We start from the raw sequence: 18,107 nt of genomic DNA on the forward strand, positions 1-18,107 counted from the left end.
TAGATTTTAGATTTTTTTATCCAAATATAACTTTTTGTATGCCTTCTCCATCTAATCATACAGAGGGCCCTCAAGGAGGAAAAATCATTTGCTGGAAAACGAACTGGATATCAAAAAAGCGCAGAAAGGCGACCACGAGGCGTTTACCCGTCTTTTCAGGCAACTGGAACCCCAGTTGTACAGATTAGCCAAAACCATTCTGCTAAAAGATGAAGATTGCGCGGATGCTCTTCAGGAAACGACACTGAAGGTGTATAAAGGGTTGGCCAACCTTAAACAGCCTAAGTTTTTTAAAACCTGGGTTATACGCATCCTGATTAATGAATGCAATCAGTTACTTCGTATGCGAGAGCGAACTATAGCTGTGGCGGAAATTCCCGAGGAACCGGTCGATTCCTATGTGCATTTTGAAGATTCAGGCAACGTAGACCTGCAAAGCTTCATTAATCAGTTGGACGAATCTCTGCGGCTTGCTATCGTGCTTTTTTATTATGACGATTTATCCATTAAGCAGATTGCAGATGTGCTCGACATCTCCGAGGGAGCGGTCAGGGCACGACTTCAGCGCGCACGGAGATTGTTGTCCAAACAGATACATCCTGTGCGGGAGGAGGGTCTTGCTAATGAATAATAACCATTTAGAAAAGCAGATCAGGGAGCTAGGCAAGGCTAATATACAGGAGCTTCCTCCTTTACTGCGGTCGCGGCAGGATTCGATTTATGCATCGCTCGCCACAATTGTCCAGGATCCTGTGGAAAAGGAAAAGAAAAAACGGATATATCCAAAGATCGCAGCTGCTGTATCTGTAGCGATAGTGCTAAGTGTTATGCTAACAGCCGTCTATCCGCCAGCGTTGGCCAATGCACTCAAACAGCTTCCATGGATAGGCGGAATTTTTGAACGGGCAGATGATATAGGATTGCAAGCCGCTCAGCGTCTGGGTCTAATCACCCGGCCGAACAGCAGTGATACGCATGAAGGAATCACCTTATCTGCCGAAGAGGCTGTATTTGATGGCAACCGATTGGCATTCTCTGTGAAACGTGAGGGAGATAAACTGGAAGGTAAGCTAGCCGGAGTAACGATTGGAGAGGATGGGAAGCCTTTTCTATCGAAAGGTGCCATAACTTCTGTAGAAGTACTGATCGACGGGTCTTCCCTGGAGGAATTCTCAGATGGTCATTGGAAAGCTGTTCCTTTTCTAACCTGGACGGAAGGCAAGGAGCAGAATACAGCTATTTTTGAACTGGTGGATTCTTCGAATTTGGGGATCACCAAGCCTTTTCCTGATCAATTTGTACTGACTGTAACCCTTCACTTGAACGGTATAGATACACCATATGTTCTGGAGATTCCTGCACGAAAGGTAACAGAAAATAGTATTGCCGTACCTGATATACGTGCACAAGCACAGGGATGGAGTCTGACGCTGCAAAAGCTGGAATATAGCCCATTAACCACGCGTCTGTTACTCAATATTGAACAGGAGACTGACGGGGATCACACAGATTTTAATACATTGGGCTTTGAAGTGAAGGATGAACAGGGACTGGTTCTGAAAAATATATCGCAAAAAGCGCTCCTTTCTTCCAATAGATCACAGGATGTGAATCTGCTTATTGAGCCGTTCGAGAAATATCCTAATATGCTCACAATCCATGGCTATCTTTATGAGTTCGAGGACTCTAAAAGTAAGAGTGGCGCATTCAAAGCAGATAGTTCCGGAAATCCTGTGAAGCATTATATCGATGGTCTGGAAATAAACGTGCTAGTTAAATAAAAACTAAGGAGAATGATATCATGGAGAAAATGACCAAGAAATGGTCTGTAATTTTAAGTGCTGCTGTATGCCTTGGAGCGCTGGGAATGCCGGCTTTAACCCAAGCAGCCAGTGTTCAACCTGCCGCTGAAGCTTCCCTGAATACAACAAAAGTCGCCGATTCACACGATCAGCTTACTTTAAAGGGCAGTGCACAGTTTGACGGTAACTATATTAAGATCGATCTGAGCCGTGAAGGATCCCTGTTCTCAGGAATGCTCGCAGGCGTAACCTTGAATGATAAAGGTGAACCTTATCTTGCAGAAGGAACAATTGTGGGAGTAGACGCCAAGCTCACTCAACCAGGAGACATTGATTTAAAAACACCACGCTGGATCAGTGACGGTGATGCCAACAAGGCAGTTGTTGTATTGCAGACCGGATGGCTTACTGAGCAACAAAAGGCAAGCCTGGCTTCCTCTGAATTGAGCATCCATGTGAAGCTTAACGGAATCGAAGCTCCGTATGTACTAAAGTTTTCTCTCAAGCAAGCAGGAGTAGCGCGTAGCATTCAGCTGCCAGCTTTAAAGAAAGACAACCAATTTGAGATCAAAACCACTCGCGTTGCTGTGGGAGAGACTTCTGTGCGTATTGCTTTAGCAGTTAAAGGGACTGTTAACCAAGCACAGGCTTTAGGATATGACATTTATGATAATCTGGGAAATGAATTAGAATATATTGCACGGGAATCTGTTGCAACAACTCAGAATTCTGTTTCTGAAGATTTATTGTTCGAGGCACTTCGCCCAGCCGCAGAATATCTGATTATCAGACCTTATCAAGCCGTATTTGAAAAAGGCACTGCCGGGGCTTACAAAGTAGATGCCGAAGGTAAAGTAGTTAAAAATTACAACAAACAACTGGAGATCAAAATTCCTCTGAAAAATAATTGTTATCGCTGCAACAGAAGGGGATTACCTGTTGGCCGTAAGGCCTGAGGTAATCCCCTTCTGCATGGACGAAGTGTAATTGTACTACTAATCATGCATAGACAAATCCAGTGTATTCCCTTTACTAATGAAGGATTTATAATTGGTAATTTTGTCGTTCAGCATCTTCTCTGTCTCTGTTAAATGCCTGATTTGATCCTGAACTGAGCTTCTATGATCTTCGAGAAGATCCAAACGGGCTTGGCTTGTATGCTCGCCCTCTAGGTATAACTGGGCATATTGCCTGATCTGTGCGATAGGCATTTGGGTTTGTTTCAACCTCAGTACAAATCGCAGCCAAGCAAGATGAGTATCCTCATATACCCTTTCTCCATTGGCATTGCGAATCGGAGCAACGATCCCTTCTTTTTCATAATATCTCAGTGTATATGTAGTTATCTCCAATAACTTGGATACCTCGCTAATCGTGTACATATGAGTCCTCGAATCTAATATGTTTTGAAAGTCACCCTGATTATAAAAAACATTTGCCTTAGAGTAAACTCTAACCTATATAATCAAATCGCTGTAGGATAAAATTACATGCTCGTTTAAAAATAGGAGGAAATCACATGAAGTACACTGTAATTACCGGCGCTAGTTCAGGGATAGGTTATGAAACTGCTCTAGCTTTTGCAGCGCGTGGAAAAAACTTAATTCTTGTTGCCCGCAGAAAGGAACAGCTGGAGGAGTTACAGTCTGAAATTACCCGTATTCAGCCTGATGTAGAAGTTATCATTCGAACGACTGACTTATCCGTTATTGAGAATGCTTATTCACTTTACGAAAGCTTGCAAGAGTATCCCCTCGAAACCTGGATCAACAATGCCGGATTTGGGAACTTTGCTTCAGTGGCCGAACAAGATTTAAATAAAATAACTACAATGCTACATCTGAACATAGAAGCGTTAACTATACTCTCCTCTCTATTCGTTCGAGACTACTCCACTATTGAAGGCACTCAATTAATTAACGTTTCATCTGGTGGCGGTTATACGATTGTGGGCAATGCTATAACGTACTGTGCGAGCAAGTTTTATGTAAGTGCATTTACTGAAGGGCTATCTCATGAGTTGAAGAGTCAAGGTGCACCTATGCAGGCTAAAGTGTTGGCACCTGCCGCAACAGAAACAGAATTCGCGAAGCATGCTTTTGATATCACGGATTTCGAATATCACGGTGCTGTGCCTAAATTCCATACCGCAAAGGAGATGGCTGGATTCATGCTTGATCTTTATGACAGCAATCATGTGGTGGGATTAGTGGATGGTTTGACGTACGAATTTGAGTTGAAAGATGCTATTTTTAATTATGTGGAGCGTACGCGATAGACTTGTCTTGTAAGTTAAGGCATGAAGAGGGCCATCCTTCAATGGATGACCCTGCAAACTAACCAAGATATTGAAGCCTCCATTCGAGAATCTCATCCACAGCTTGATGTGACCCACCGGATGTCCGAAAAGAATCTTTAATTGTTGCAACAGCTTTTTGGAATGATGGAAGGGTCAGCACACGCTCTACAGCTTCACGTAGTTCAGTTGCAGTTAATCCTTGCATTTGTAATTTAATACCCGCTCCTGCATTGGCAACTTGCTCAGCAATGATCGGTTGATCCGCGCTTTGTGGGATTACAATTAGCGGAACCCCGGAATAGAGACCCTCATGCACACTGTTCATTCCACCATGAGAAATGAATACTCTCGAGTTTTGCAATACATTCATTTGTGGAACATAATTTTTCACAATGAAGTTTTGCGGAATTTCTCCCAAATCATAGATTTGGACTTTATTCCCAATGGACATCACAATCGTATGATCCATATTCCCGAATGCCTTAAAACAGAGCTTATAGAAATCTATGGCTTGGTTGAAAACTGTGCCCATTGAAATGTAAATTAATTCTTTTCCCTTAATTGCAGAAAGGTCAAAATCATCTAGAGTTGATCGTGAGGAGATAGATGGACCCACGAACTTATACGATTGATCCAGGGCTTCATCATAAGGTTGAAACTCCCTTGTCGTATAAACGATTGTAAGTGGTGCAGGATTACAGAACACTTCATAAGGAGAATGGATTTCCACGCCGTATTCTTCTTTTATTTTTGCCGTCAGGCTTTGAAATCTATCGTCCACAGCTTTTACTATTTCTGCAGGAGCTTCCATGTAAAACTGCTCCATAAGTTGATCAAATGATGCCTTTGTCTGTACAAAAGAAGTACAAGAGTTGATTGCAGGAAGCTTGAGGATTTGAGCAATTAAACGTCCGCAACCAAACATGGAATCATGAATGATGTAATCGAAATGCTCCCCTTTGATCTGCTCAAGAACGCCCGGAATAACTATATCCGCTGTAAGTAAAAGCCCATTCACTCTTTCGAGTAAATAATCTCTTCCACCTGAAATAAAAGCCTTTATATACTGTTGATCGTCCAATGTCCGCACTAAAGCGCCCGTCTCCTCAATACGTTCCCGAAAAGCTTCTATAGAGAAGTACACTACCTCTTCTCCACGAGAAATAAGCTCCTGTACAATACCAATCGTTGGATTGATATGTCCCTCTGATCCTGCATTAATAAATAAGACACGCGCCATCCCTTCCACTCCTCAGTTATGACCTAAATTATGATGTATGTAGCTCCCAATTCTGTCCTTTTCAATGTACCCATTATACGTTCATCAACAGCCGACTTCTACTTCTCAAATGGATGATCGCAAAAACCATTCTGCCAGCACTAATCGACGCGCCGCTGTCGAATGCGCTTTCCGCAACTTACTGGATAATGTCGTTCGGTACGGTGAAGAGGGCCATTATCTGGGAATTAGACTAACGGAGGTTACAGAGGAAGTGAATCTCACGGTCAAAATCGGGGCAAAGGCATCGCCCTCTCAATCGTCAAAGAAATTGCGGAATTATACCATGGCAGCGTGCGATTGCTCGAGGGAACAACGACAGAAACTATTTTTCAGATTACAATTCCTAAAAAGCCTCCTAGTGATCGTTTAAATCAACGTTAGTCATATTTTCTTGTGCTGCGCGCTTTATTGTACAAATAAACGGCTGTGACGGCTGCGCTCAATGTTCCGCAGATCATATCCATCATCGTGTCGCTCAAACTACCGTTTTGTGAATGTAATCCGAATAGATGATCTACTGTAAACTCATAAATCTCCCACATCCCAGCCATGGCAACAGCAAACAGGAAAGCGAACCAGATGATAATGTTGGGAGGTAAACCGCCCAGCTCTTTACGCTTAGCCATCTTGATCAAAATGAATTGTCCTACGAAGAATAGAATAACTCCGGACAGCAGATGTTCAATCTTGTCTAGATAAGGGATGAACGCATACATATTGAATAAATTGGCGAGCATCATCGTAATCGTGATAAAGATCAGCACCGAGAACCGCAGTGCAGGAGGCAATTCGCTTCTAGTCCATGTGATTAAGCCCCTAAAGAGTAATAGGACGACAATGATAAGACCCGCTTGAAAGGTTTTACCATAGTTCCCAATCACGCTAAAATAAACAAATGATACACCGCATATGATGTACAAAATCATTTCAATAACATCATTGAACCTATACCTTCTAGAGGTTTCTCGCATAGCAGTTCCTTTCTGACTAGATCCGTTTAACTAATTATCACCCATTCAAAGCCACCCCATACGACAATCAAATCGGTAGCAACAAAAACCAATCATCCCGGATAGTTGCAGAGTTTTATGTAACCTTAACCTCTACATCGCTTTTTCAGCCAAATCGCTAACTAAATTTCTCATCCACTTGCGGGAGTAAATCCGGGCATAGCCAAAACCAAAGCGGACAAGCTCCTCCAGTGAGATGACAAGATACACGAGGTAGACCGGCTGCTTCCAGACGTATGACAGCAGCAGCCCAGATGGGACCCCAATCAGCCACGTTGCTGTCGATTCCATGCTAAATACGAACTTGCTATCTCCCCCGCTGTTTAGAATGCCACCCGCTATAATCATATTAGATACTTTGACCCAAAGAAATCCAGCGAATACGATAACGATATACACACCCATTTGTTTGGCATCCTCGGAGATATTAAATGCGGATACATACAGCTTCGAACCTGCCGCAATGATAGCCCCTACAATCAGAGAGATAATGATACCAAGCCGAATGAATTTTTTGGCGTGATCGAGTGCGATATCTGTTTCGTTCGCGCCCAAACGGTTGCCAACGAGCACCCCGGCTGCACTAGCCAGACCGGATAATAAGCCGATACAAAGCCCTTGCAACGGGAAGGTAATGGTCATTGCTGTCATTTCCGTCGTTCCCATGCGGCTATAGATGATTGCATATGCCGTTTCACCCAACACCCAGATCAATTCCGTTAGCAACAGCGGATAAGTCGTTCCAAAAAACTTGCGGACGAGCGGTTTAGGAATGATCAACAAGTTCCTTAATCCGACAGCTCCCGGTAACCGATACCGGTACACGGCGCCAATGATTAATAAACATTCGATCACTCTGGAAACAAGTGTAGCGATTGCCGAACCCTTCAAGCCAAGTGCAGGAGCGCCGAAGTGACCGAAGATAAGCACGTAGTTCAGTATAAGATTCAATCCAACAGCAATTAAGCTAACATACATCGGCCATTTGGCATGCCCGGTACTGCGCAAAATCGCAGAATACATCATCGTGAGCATGACAGGCACAAAGCCAATCGACATAATCTGCAGAAAAATATACCCGTCATTTATTACATTCGCATCTGTAGTGAACATACTCAGAAAGAACGGCGAATCGATGAATACAGCCGCAGAGAACAGGAACGAGAACGCGAAGCCGACGATCAGACCGAGACCCAGCACCTGGGAGACACTTTTGGAATCTTTGTTCCCCCAAAATTGGGCAGCAAAAATAGATACACCCGTCGATAAACCGGCTAAGACAACCGCGATAATTCCGTATATTTTGGTGGACATCCCCACCGAGGCAATCGCCACATCTCCAAGCTGACCGACCATCAATTGATCCGTCAAATTGAGCAAGGCCATCAGTAAGCTCTGAAGTGTGACGGGCACAGCTATTTTATACACACTTTTGTAGAAATTCTCTTTATCTGACATGTAATGTTCACAACCCCCATATTCTTAATTTTTCCCGAATCCATAGCCTTTTGGAGTCTATGACCTTGTGAGAGGTCATACTACTTTTTTGTAGCGCATGAGCGTGTAATTATCTTTTGGCTGAATTTCTACAACTTTGAACTTTTTTGCAAAGCTCAATTGCTGGTACCCGTCTCCATCCACTAAAGTAATGTTCGTGGAGCCGCCTATAATGATCGGTAGCTGCATCAGAATAATTTCATCAACGATATCCTGATTGAAAATATGCCAGTTCAAAAATCCGCCGCCCTCGACCATCAGGCTAGTAATCCCATAATTTTTCTCAAGCTGACGTTCAAGCTCAACGAAATCGACTTTATCCTCGCCGCAAATGAGGCATTCCTTGCCTCTTTCCCGAATCTGCTTGATTTTTTCTTCATCCCGTCCTTTCTCGGTTGTGACAATAATCGTCTTCCCCTGATCCGAGAGAACATTGCAGTCTAGCGGAATATCCAAGGTAGTTGTCGGAATGATACGAATTGGATTTTTGTTCTCCTCATATCGATTAGTAAGAAACGGATTGTCTGTCAGGATCGTATTTTTTCCAACCATAATGCCCTGCACGTTCCCCCGAAATAGATGGATGAATTCCATATCCTCATTGGAAAACAAAGAAAAAAGCTCTTTACTCGAATTACCGGCTCCCATCGTGAGCTTTCCGTCAATCGAAATTTGGCTGAATATCGTTGTTTTCATTTGTCTTCTCCCCGTCTCTTATTAGCTTTTAAATGCGCCCCAAGATGCTTGGAGGCTCTGTTCTATTTTTTTAAGCGCTTGTTCAGGATTACTCAAGGGCAACTCGATAAGACCTGCATTCAGTGCCTCCCATACGTGGATCATGAAGGGGAAAGTCGGCATCGGCCTTGCTTGATCCAATAATGATAAAATTATTTTTTTGTTAGGTGCCACAATACCAGTTAACCGTTTAAGTGTTTCTTCCTGTGCCGGAATCCGCTGCACATCCAGCGTCCACATAGTTTGGCATTCATCACTCAGCATAAAACGCGTGAATGATAAAATATCTTCCCGCTCCTCTGATGTTAACGAATGATTGGGATAGATCAGGCCGATGGAAGAAGTCATGGATAGCGATTGCCTCCCCTCGATGACCGGAAGCTGGCAAACCGCAAGTCTATGATTCATATGCTTATCCAGATGATTATAAATCCACTCGCCACAAATGATGGCGCCGATCTTACCATCAATGAACTGCTCTAGCAGTCCTGTAGAACCATCAAGACTTACAAGTACACCTTGATCCATCTTGTCGCGGATAAATTGTAGTGCCTGCTTCATTTCAGCGGTGATGATATTCGGCTTTCCATTCTGTACAGGCCAACCACCAAAAGCCGTAAGGAACGGAATAAACCAATAGCCCTGTTGTAAATCTGCGCCAATCGGCACGATACCTTGTGCGGATAACCTCTCAGCTTCCTCTTCGAACACATCCCATGTCGTCGGCGCACTAGTGAAAATTTCTGAGTTGTAGTATAGGACCAGATGATTGCCCCGCAATACCGGAATACCATACTGAACGCCATCCATTTGCATCGTTGAAAGGGTCCCTTCAGTCAACACATCATCGAGCAGCCCGCCAGGCACCTCGGAGTAGAGGCCATTCTCGACATAAGAGGACATGTCGGCGGGAACCATCGCCAGGTGCGGACCTTGGTGGGTATCCTTAATTCGGTTCAGGCGCGCAGTCAGCTCTGTAATATTCATCACTTGAGGTGTAACTTGTACGCCAAAGCGCTCCGTATACAGCTTGCAAATTCCCTCTAACACCTCAATCGAGGTATCTCCCGGACCATCAAACTCATGCCATAACACGATTTCCTTGTTTTTCTTTTCCATTGCAACCTCTCTCCCTTAACTAACTTGTCTATGATTGTTTACTAGCACTAGTGCCTGATTAGGCGCAAGCAGTAAGCTTTCGAACACCTGACCTACGCTGCTGTCCGTTAAGCAACTATCCAGTGTCACGGACATTGGGTATCGACCAGGTACGGCAGCCTTTAAATCGACTTGGCAGGAAGTATCAGCACTCAAGTTAAAGCAGCATAACAGCGTCCGATCCCCGTGCATATATCCGTACAGAACAGTACCCTCCGGGGACTGAGCCACGAAAAAATTCTCTGGCTGAACTAGCTGGCGCCAGTCTTTCTTGAATTCACTTAGCTCCGTCAGCAGCGGCAGCATCGGTGCAGGATTGGTCCAATTAATCTGCATGACGTTAAAAAAAGCACGAGAAATCTCTTCTCCGTTCGTGTTGTCTCCAAGACCGCAGTTGAGGGGCTGCTCTTCATTCATTTCATAGCCCGTCGTCACATACGGAATGGCGTTCGGAAGAAATTGATTAAACACCGCGATCATTCGAGCAACGTCTATACCGCCACGGCTTGTGATCCGGGGAGTATCCGCCGTCTCTGCACAGGCAAACACATGAATGTTCAACTCCGGCAGCTCCTCTAAGAATGAAACGAGATTCTCCTTAGTAATCTGAGTCATAACGTTCCATCCGCTCCCTAGCATAATGTTGTAACCGGTGCTCGCTGCCTTCTTGTGGTTACGATTGAACAAATCTTCGCTGATCAAGATTGCATTCGGATTCAGCTGTTTAATCGTATTAAAAATTCGAGTCAGCAACGGTGTTGGAAGCACATGTCCGATGTCGATGCGAAAGCCGTCAATTCCATATTTTTCGAGATTAAACCGTACGGCCTCCTCCAGAACATCCCAGAGCTCCAAATTCGGCTCCTCTCCAGGATAGTCATTGCATTTAATCGTATCAAAAAGGACATATGGCGCCTGATCCGGACTTATAAGATGTCTCACTTGTGGAGAAAAGTCCTTGTATAGGCGTAAAAACGTAATGTCTGTCCAAATCGGCTGTACATCATTTATCCAATCCGAATGCGCTGGAGCAGTCGTTATCCCCATCTCTCGCTCCACCAAAGTTAATATCTCCTCCCCAGTTCTATCAGCCCTCTCTTTTAATTGCTGCCAAAGGATTGGATGAAGTTCATTGGGTGGCAGTGAGAACTTCCGCAGAAATGCTGCGGTCTCCTGGCTTTGATAGACCGTCTCCAATTTGTCAGGCGTACACTCCTGAAAAAAACCAAGCTCAGGGATCGGTGGTGGCGCAAAGCCTTCTAATTCATCCATCTTGATCCAATACACCCATTCAGGATGTTCATTAATGAACGCGCTGTTTTTCGCCGTTACACGGGGAATGAAATCAACAACGGTCTTAATATCAAGTAAATGACAAGCTTCTACCAAAGCGCTAAGCTCATCGTGGATCGTGAACTCTTCCATACCATCCAACAAGCTATCATGCAGGTTCTGGTCCAAGTGAAATAACGACTGCACCGCGTAAGGTGATCCGATATCCCCCTTCAGATTTAACTTGCTGTACTGGTTCACAGGAAGCATGTATAGAATATTGATGCCCATTTTTTTTAGCAGCGGCAGAAGAATAAGGAATCTTAAAAACGTACCAGATTCGATTGTTCCATCATGGTTGTAATCCCAAGCCGTCGAATACCGAATAAGTGAGGAATAGATCGCGCTGTCGTCCAGATTCGTGCGTTCCTTGAGCAAATACCTCCACGAAAGCTTGTCCACATACTTCAAATGCTCCGTCATAAAATCATACGGATGTACACAGATTTCACCGTCTTTTTCAAAGAGAACACGCTCATACTGGCACTCATTCCACACTGCAGGTATCCAAATGGGCTCCACGTCTTTTTCCCTGTGTATAGACAAGTAGTCCTGAACTAGCCTAAATTTGCTGTCGTTGCTCATTATCAGTGCCACCTCTCATTGATTGTAGGATTTCTTTTAAGGAACAAAAACCGTCTTTACGGTTTCACTCCTAACCACCTTCAAAGAGTTCAACTCATAGCCGATCAACTCGTCTATTGCTGCTTCATGCTGGCTGAGCCTAACTTTTCTAGTTACCAGCTTCTCCAGTTCAGGTGTTTCAGCGGCAAACCGCAAAGCCTCCTCGAACATGTAGCGGTATTCGCCTGCCGCAATAATTTTGATTGCAAGCTGTACGAATTTGGTAGGAGAAAAGGTATACCGGTACTTTGCATTAATACCAAAAGGAACGATGCGGCCCCCACGCTCAATCCACTTCTCTGCCATTTCGAGCTGTGTCCCCACTGTGTCGATAATCAGATCAAACTTATGTCCCTCGCAGATTTCATCCACAGTAGCTTGATTTAATTGGGAAGGTGTCAGAGCGAAATCTGAAATCTCTCTGGCAAAAGCCAACCGATAGGGATTAATTTCTGTCGCCACCGTGAGCGCGGATTTGGATTTACTCACAATTTGACTTAACAGTCCCATCGGACCCGATCCAAGAATGAGCACCTTATCGTCTGCTGAGACGTTAGCCTCTTTGAAATTGTGCAGCACACAGGCAAGTGGCTCGATCAAGACTGCCGTCTCCCAGCTCATATGATCAGGAAGGAGGTGTGCAAACGTTTGTGCAGTAGCATAAAAAAAAGTGAATGTCCCGTTTCGATTCAATCCAGCAATAGGCATTCCATTTCCATCCTGACCCGTACATAGGTGCGGCTGTTCCTTCAAACAAAAATAACATTCATTGCAGCTTTGATTCGGATCGATAACTACACGGTCGCCCACCTTAACACGGTCAACGTTACTGCCGATTTCGACTACAGTCCCTACAGCCTCATGACCGCGAATGACCCCTGATACTCCTTCCTCTTTACCGGTTACGACTGCTAGATCTGTTCCACAAATACCAGTCATCTCAATCCGGATCTTAACTTCATCCGGGGCTGTGATCTGTGGCTCTTCCCATTCGCAGAGTTCCAGCTTATGATTGGATGTCCACACCAGCGCTTCCATACGCATACTTCCTTTCTGTTTGAGTTATCCATATTCGCCCAGAATATATCATACCCCCCATGTAAAAGTAAGGTGAATATTGTCGTAAAATGCTATAGTTTACATTTTTATATAAATTTCATATAAGTAAGCGCTTTAAAATATGTTCAAACCGTTTCGATTCTTCTTATTCAAAATCAACTATCTCCTCTTCCAACATGAAAAAATATGTTACTCTTACTGAGTACATGACTATTTATTCATTCTTATTGATAATAATTGTTTACTCTCAGAAATCTAAAGAAAAAGGGTGATTCATCATATGATATTTGCATTTCTGTGTATATTCGCTTTGTACGCGGCAACTAACTATTATATCGCGAGAAAGATTTTTAAATGGCTGCAACATATATTTCCAAATGTAAACGGGATTCTATATGGAGTCATCTACAGCTTATGTGCGTTAACAATCATAATTAATTTACTATTGTCCTCTTCAGCTATGATGACCGATTTAAGCATCGTTAACTTTTTGGGTCAATTCGGGGACTATTGGATGGGGATCTATTTCTATTTGCTATTGCTATTGATCCTTTCAGATATAATCTTACTGGTTAGTAAGTGGGTTAAAATCATCCCCTCTCCTACACCAGCGCGTGTTATTTTTCATACAAGATCAGTAGTGTTAGTTCTAGTCATAGGGTTAGTGTCTTATGGGATTTATAATGCGAATCAGTTAAAAGAAGTCACTTATCCGATCCAAATTCATAAAAACACCTCATTAGATCAATTAAATATTGTTCTGATCAGCGACTTACATTTGGGCTACATAAATGATGTGAAATTTATTGAAGACGTTGTTGATCGTATTAATGGATTACAGCCGGATATTGTGTTAATGACAGGGGATATCTTTAATGGTAACTACTACGCGCTCTCTAATCCTTCCAAAGGAATGGAGTTATTAAGTACCCTTCAGTCCACCTATGGAGTTTATGCTTGCTTAGGCAACCATGATGCAGGGCGATCATACGATGAGATTGTGAACTTTATAGATAAGAGTAATATTAAACTTCTAAATGATGAGCATGTTGTTATAGATAATCAATTCGTTGTTGTTGGTAGGAGGGATTCATCACCGATTGGCAATCAAGGAAACCCAAGAGCAATTACTTCCGAAGTGATGAGTAAGATTGATACAAATATGCCCGTTATCGTAATGGACCATCAACCAACGAATATGATTCAATACGGAGATGACGTCGATCTAATCATTAGCGGACATACGCATCAAGGACAAGTATTCCCTGGAAACCTAATCACCAACGCTATGTTTACAGTAGATTATGGCCACTATCAGAAGAATTCGAACAGTCCTCACGTCATCGTTACATCTGGTGCAGGGACTTGGGGACCGCCATTACGCATTGGCACGAATAGTGAGATAGCACTGATTAAGGCTGAGTTTAAATAATATGATTTTTTGAAAAAAGCGGACAGCCTTTGGACGAGAATTAACGTCCTAGACTACCGCTTTTTATTGTTTCACTCACTTCATTCTGACTTAGAATAGCTATCGGTTCCCCATATCCTCCTGCAGCGTAGTCTAGCGCTTATAAATACCTTCTTTTATACATCAAGGTAATCTGCCCCGCTATGTATTCCGCACTATATTGGCTGCCATCCTTAATCCACCACATAATAATCCCAAGTAGTGATGCTGCAATTATATCAACAGAGACTACTTCTTTATTGGGGTCTATGTTTCTGGCGTTTCTTCGTTTTTCGACAGTATTCTTTAACAGGTTGGTCAAGTGGTTTTTGAAGCCTTTGTGCTCCATCAATACAGCAAAAACTTTCCGGTATTCATAAAAATAATTTAAAAATGTGACCAGCTGCTCCTGTTCATTGTTGCTCTTCATTTGTAATAGCGGTTCAACCTTCATGGACAGGTCATCAAAGATTTCATGTACAATCTGGCGCAATAAATCGTTAATATCCTCATAATGCAAATAAAACGTTGCACGATTCAGTTCAGCACGGTTGGCGATTTTTTGGACAGTTAATTGAGAAATCTCCACATTGTCGGCCAACAATGAAAAAACAGCATTTTTCAGCATCTTTTTTGAGCGAATGGCTCGTGGATCAACTCTTTTATGTTCGGACATTTCATCCCTCTATTATCGTTTATATAGTATTTCATCAACTAATTTACCCATTCTGTCGATTAGTCGACATTTTAATAAAATTGCAAATAGGAATACCGTTTAAATGCTGATATGATTTATTTTATCGACACTATGTCGAAAAAGCAATGAAGAGAGGCCTGCACCATGCAAGAAGACATTAAGAAAATAAATAAAGGAATCCTACTAACCATCCTAATTTTTGGTTGTTTCTTATCCACACTCAATCAGACACTTTTAAATGTCGCCTTAAGTAGTCTGATGGATGTCTTTGATGTTACAGCAACAACCGTACAATGGATTTCAACCGGATTTATGCTGATCAACGGGATTTTGATTCCGATTACGGCCTATTTAATGAAACGTTTTACAACACGGCAATTATTTATAAGTGCCATGTCATTTTTATTAATCGGTTCGATTATTTGTGCAGCGGCGCCGAGCTTTAGTCTACTCTTAATCGGACGAATGATCCAAGCTGCGGGTGCTGGCATAATAATGCCGCTCATGATGAGTGTTGTGCTCGCCATCTTCCCCGTTGAGAAACGTGGCAGTGCTATGGGACTGCTCGGACTGGCAATGATATTTGCTCCTGCTATAGGGCCGACTCTTGCGGGATTTGTTGTCGAATACCACTCTTGGCGCTGGTTATTTATCGCCCTCATCCCACTTGTCATCCTTGTTATAGCGTTGGCATTCAAGTATTTAGTGAATGTATCTGAGACCTCTAAGTCGAAGCTTGATGTAGTAAGTGTTCTTTTATCAACCGTCGGATTCGGCCTGATCTTATACGGCTTCAGTAGTGCAGGCAGTAAAGGCTGGGACGATGCAATAGTAATTCTGACCTTAGGGATTGGGATCGCTGTAACGGCTGCATTCTGTATAAGACAAATCAAGTCTGATGATCCACTGCTAAACCTGTCTGTCTTCAAAAATAAAGTTTTTACGATGACATCTCTTATTAACGTATTGATCACGATGATGATGTACGCAGATATGATTTTATTGCCTATTTATCTGCAAAATGGCCGTGGTTTCACAGCGTTTGATGCAGGATTGCTCTTGCTGCCGGGGGCACTTGTAAATGCGTTCATGTCGCCCGTCACCGGAAAATTATACGACCGTTTTGGTGCCAAGCCGCTATTCATTATTGGTTTACTCTTTATTATTCCATCTATGTGGGCGGTAACCGATTTGTCTCAATCGACAACCTATATGTATCTAATGATTCGTACCATTGGTCTCCGAATTGGATTAAGCTTTATCACTATGCCACTCAATACAGCCGGACTAAATGCGTTGCCCAAACAACTAGGTACGCATGGTACAGCAGTGAACAATACCGTTCGTCAAATTGCTGGCGCTATTGGTACTGCTGTCGTAATTACAATTTATACTGTGCAGGCAACAAGTCATGCGGCCACAGTGATGCAGAGTAATCCCGCTACTACTCCTGAAATCCTTAAATCCCTAGCATCCATTCTAGGGGCGAGTGACGCCTATTACTTCATGATGATATTATCCATTGCCGCATTTGTTATAACATTATTTATGCCTATGAAGAGCAAGATCACGATTGAAAAGAAAGCAAACCTAGCTAGCGAAGAATAGACTCATAAAGTGGAACGTCAAAAGGACAGCTGCTCGCTGTCCTTTTGCATTATCCTCATAGCTATTTTCAGCTCACTAGCTTTGGTTTCAGCCCCGCATCCCCTAGTAGCGCTACTTAATGTCTGCCTCACACTAGCTTAATTACTTTTCCCCTTCTTACCTCTAATCGAATACAGGATGAATAATAAAATAAACCAGATCGGAGTACACAATAAAGCCGGGCGTGTCTCTCCAGCGAACAGCATAATGATCAGTATTCCAGCGAACAAGGTTAAGACAATATAATTAATAGCCGGTGTGAACGGTGCTTTGAATTTGGATTTCGCCTGTAAATCTGGCCGGTTTTTTTTGTACTTAATATGGCAGATGAGCACAATGCCCCACACCCATATAAAACAAATGGCGCTAATCGTTGTCACGATTCCAAAAGCCTGCTCCGGAATAAGTTTACTTAAAAGAGCCCCTACAGATATAACAATTGTAGAAATGAATAACGAGTTACCTGGTACATGGTTTTTATTTAGTTTACCCAAATGAGGTGATGCCTGGTTATTTCTACTCAAATTATAGAGAATTCGGCTTGTTGAGAACATCCCACTATTACAAGCGGAAGCCGCTGAGGTTAGTACAACAAAATTAATAATCCCTGCGGCAATTGGAATCCCTACTAAAGTAAAGGTTTTTACAAAAGGACTCTCTGCCGGACTAAGCTCCGTCCAAGGGTTAATGCATAGCAAGACGAAAAGCGCGCCGACATAGAAAAATAGAATCCGTAAAGGAATTTTATTAATTGCCGACGGGATATTTTTCTCCGGATCCGCTGTTTCCGCTGCTGACACACCCACCAACTCCACACCGACATAAGCAAATACAACCATTTGAAAAGAGAATAAGAAGCCTGATATGCCGTTCGGAAAAAATCCCCCATGCTCCCATAGATTCCGTATCGTCACCGATCCTGCATCCGTCTTAAACCCTATGATCAGTAAAATGACCCCAAGACCAATCAAGGCGAGAATCGTAATTACCTTAATTAAAGCAAACCAAAATTCGAGTTCCCCAAAGCTCTTTACAGTTAATAGGTTAAGTCCTAATAACACGACTAGACAGGCGATGGCAGGAACCCACTGCGGGATATCAAACCAGTACTGTACATATACGCCAACAGCAATGACATCAGCCATAGCCGTCATGATCCAGCAAAACCAATAGGTCCAACCGGTAATGAATGCGATCCGTGATCCAAGGTAGTCTTCAGCAATATCCGTAAACGATTGATAGCCCGCTTTAGATAATAGGAGCTCTCCCAGTGCTCTCATCACAAAAAACACAGCAATACCCACGATTAAATACGTGATCATGATAGATGGGCCTGCCTTCTCTATCGCCTTGCCTGATCCCAAGAATAATCCTGTACCGATGGTGCCGCCAATAGCAATAAGTTGAACATGCCGATTGGCCAGCTCTCTCTTTAATTCTGGTTGTGCCATACCTAGTTCCCCCTTGTGAGTACAATAAATTGAATAAAAAAAGAGAGATTGGATGTCATCCAAT

At 43.0% G+C, this 18,107-nt stretch carries 16 protein-coding genes; 6 read left to right on the forward strand and 10 right to left on the reverse strand.

Features of this window, described 5'->3' with window-relative positions; genetic code table 11:
• Positions 1–88: 88 nt before the first annotated feature.
• The 3 genes from ACDZ28_RS07590 to ACDZ28_RS07600 are packed head-to-tail and all read left to right on the forward strand — an operon-like array spanning position 89 to position 2,758.
• Positions 89–631, forward strand: coding sequence for a sigma-70 family RNA polymerase sigma factor (locus tag ACDZ28_RS07590; protein WP_375104368.1), 543 nt, complete (start codon positions 89–91; stop codon positions 629–631).
• The gene (locus ACDZ28_RS07595; RefSeq protein WP_375104369.1) at positions 624–1,781 is read left to right on the forward strand and encodes a DUF4179 domain-containing protein; all 1,158 of its coding nucleotides are present in this window, start codon (positions 624–626) and stop codon (positions 1,779–1,781) included. Before ACDZ28_RS07590 ends, ACDZ28_RS07595 begins: the two co-directional genes overlap by 8 nt.
• A gap of 20 nt (positions 1,782–1,801) precedes the next feature.
• Positions 1,802–2,758 carry a DUF5643 domain-containing protein gene (locus ACDZ28_RS07600; protein WP_375104370.1) on the forward strand — a complete coding sequence of 319 codons (957 nt, stop codon included), beginning with the start codon at positions 1,802–1,804 and terminating at the stop codon, positions 2,756–2,758.
• A 39-nt stretch (positions 2,759–2,797) separates the two neighbouring features.
• Here the strand turns inward: ACDZ28_RS07600 and ACDZ28_RS07605 are convergent, their stop codons facing one another.
• Positions 2,798–3,184 (reverse strand): MerR family transcriptional regulator, encoded by a 387-nt coding sequence (locus tag ACDZ28_RS07605; RefSeq protein WP_042131650.1) that lies wholly within the window; start codon positions 3,182–3,184, stop codon positions 2,798–2,800.
• Between the two features lie 137 nt (positions 3,185–3,321).
• On the opposite strand from ACDZ28_RS07605, the gene ACDZ28_RS07610 reads away from it, so the two are divergent.
• Entirely contained in the window at positions 3,322–4,080 is a 759-nt protein-coding gene (locus ACDZ28_RS07610) for an SDR family NAD(P)-dependent oxidoreductase (RefSeq protein WP_375104371.1), read from the forward strand.
• Positions 4,081–4,138: 58 nt separating this feature from the next.
• Here ACDZ28_RS07610 and ACDZ28_RS07615 read toward each other — a convergent pair whose 3' ends face one another.
• The 7 genes from ACDZ28_RS07615 to ACDZ28_RS07645 all read right to left on the reverse strand — a co-directional run bounded on the left by ACDZ28_RS07615 (position 4,139) and on the right by ACDZ28_RS07645 (position 12,777).
• Complete coding sequence (locus ACDZ28_RS07615; protein WP_375104372.1) at positions 4,139–5,341, reverse strand: macrolide family glycosyltransferase; 1,203 nt, start codon at positions 5,339–5,341, stop codon at positions 4,139–4,141.
• A 419-nt stretch (positions 5,342–5,760) separates the two neighbouring features.
• Positions 5,761–6,264, reverse strand: a complete 504-nt coding sequence (locus ACDZ28_RS07620) for a hypothetical protein (protein ID WP_375104373.1) — start codon at positions 6,262–6,264, stop codon at positions 5,761–5,763.
• Between the two features lie 222 nt (positions 6,265–6,486).
• A complete protein-coding gene (locus tag ACDZ28_RS07625; RefSeq protein ID WP_375104374.1) occupies positions 6,487–7,851 on the reverse strand; it encodes an MATE family efflux transporter in 1,365 nt (454 codons plus the stop codon).
• A gap of 75 nt (positions 7,852–7,926) precedes the next feature.
• Positions 7,927–8,586, reverse strand: coding sequence for a dihydrofolate reductase family protein (locus tag ACDZ28_RS07630; RefSeq protein ID WP_042131655.1), 660 nt, complete (start codon positions 8,584–8,586; stop codon positions 7,927–7,929).
• 21 nt (positions 8,587–8,607) lie between these two features.
• Positions 8,608–9,744: an extracellular solute-binding protein gene (locus tag ACDZ28_RS07635; RefSeq protein WP_375104375.1), complete on the reverse strand. Its 1,137-nt coding sequence runs from the start codon at positions 9,742–9,744 to the stop codon at positions 8,608–8,610.
• A gap of 15 nt (positions 9,745–9,759) precedes the next feature.
• A complete protein-coding gene (locus tag ACDZ28_RS07640; RefSeq protein ID WP_375104376.1) occupies positions 9,760–11,700 on the reverse strand; it encodes an alpha-amylase in 1,941 nt (646 codons plus the stop codon).
• A 36-nt stretch (positions 11,701–11,736) separates the two neighbouring features.
• Positions 11,737–12,777 carry a zinc-binding dehydrogenase gene (locus ACDZ28_RS07645; RefSeq protein WP_375104377.1) on the reverse strand — a complete coding sequence of 347 codons (1,041 nt, stop codon included), beginning with the start codon at positions 12,775–12,777 and terminating at the stop codon, positions 11,737–11,739.
• A 301-nt stretch (positions 12,778–13,078) separates the two neighbouring features.
• Between ACDZ28_RS07645 and ACDZ28_RS07650 the strand changes: the two genes are divergently transcribed.
• Complete coding sequence (locus tag ACDZ28_RS07650; RefSeq protein WP_375104378.1) at positions 13,079–14,230, forward strand: metallophosphoesterase; 1,152 nt, start codon at positions 13,079–13,081, stop codon at positions 14,228–14,230.
• A gap of 139 nt (positions 14,231–14,369) precedes the next feature.
• Here ACDZ28_RS07650 and ACDZ28_RS07655 read toward each other — a convergent pair whose 3' ends face one another.
• On the reverse strand, positions 14,370–14,924 hold the full coding sequence (locus ACDZ28_RS07655) for a TetR-like C-terminal domain-containing protein (RefSeq protein ID WP_375104379.1): 555 nt from the start codon (positions 14,922–14,924) through the stop codon (positions 14,370–14,372).
• A 165-nt stretch (positions 14,925–15,089) separates the two neighbouring features.
• Between ACDZ28_RS07655 and ACDZ28_RS07660 the strand changes: the two genes are divergently transcribed.
• A complete protein-coding gene (locus tag ACDZ28_RS07660; RefSeq protein WP_375104380.1) occupies positions 15,090–16,553 on the forward strand; it encodes a DHA2 family efflux MFS transporter permease subunit in 1,464 nt (487 codons plus the stop codon).
• A gap of 137 nt (positions 16,554–16,690) precedes the next feature.
• Here ACDZ28_RS07660 and ACDZ28_RS07665 read toward each other — a convergent pair whose 3' ends face one another.
• Positions 16,691–18,043, reverse strand: coding sequence for an amino acid permease (locus tag ACDZ28_RS07665; protein ID WP_375104381.1), 1,353 nt, complete (start codon positions 18,041–18,043; stop codon positions 16,691–16,693).
• Positions 18,044–18,107: the final 64 nt, after the last annotated feature.

The sequence above is a fragment of the Paenibacillus sp. RS8 genome, from assembly GCF_041956825.1.
Lineage (GTDB): Bacteria > Bacillota > Bacilli > Paenibacillales > Paenibacillaceae > Paenibacillus_AQ.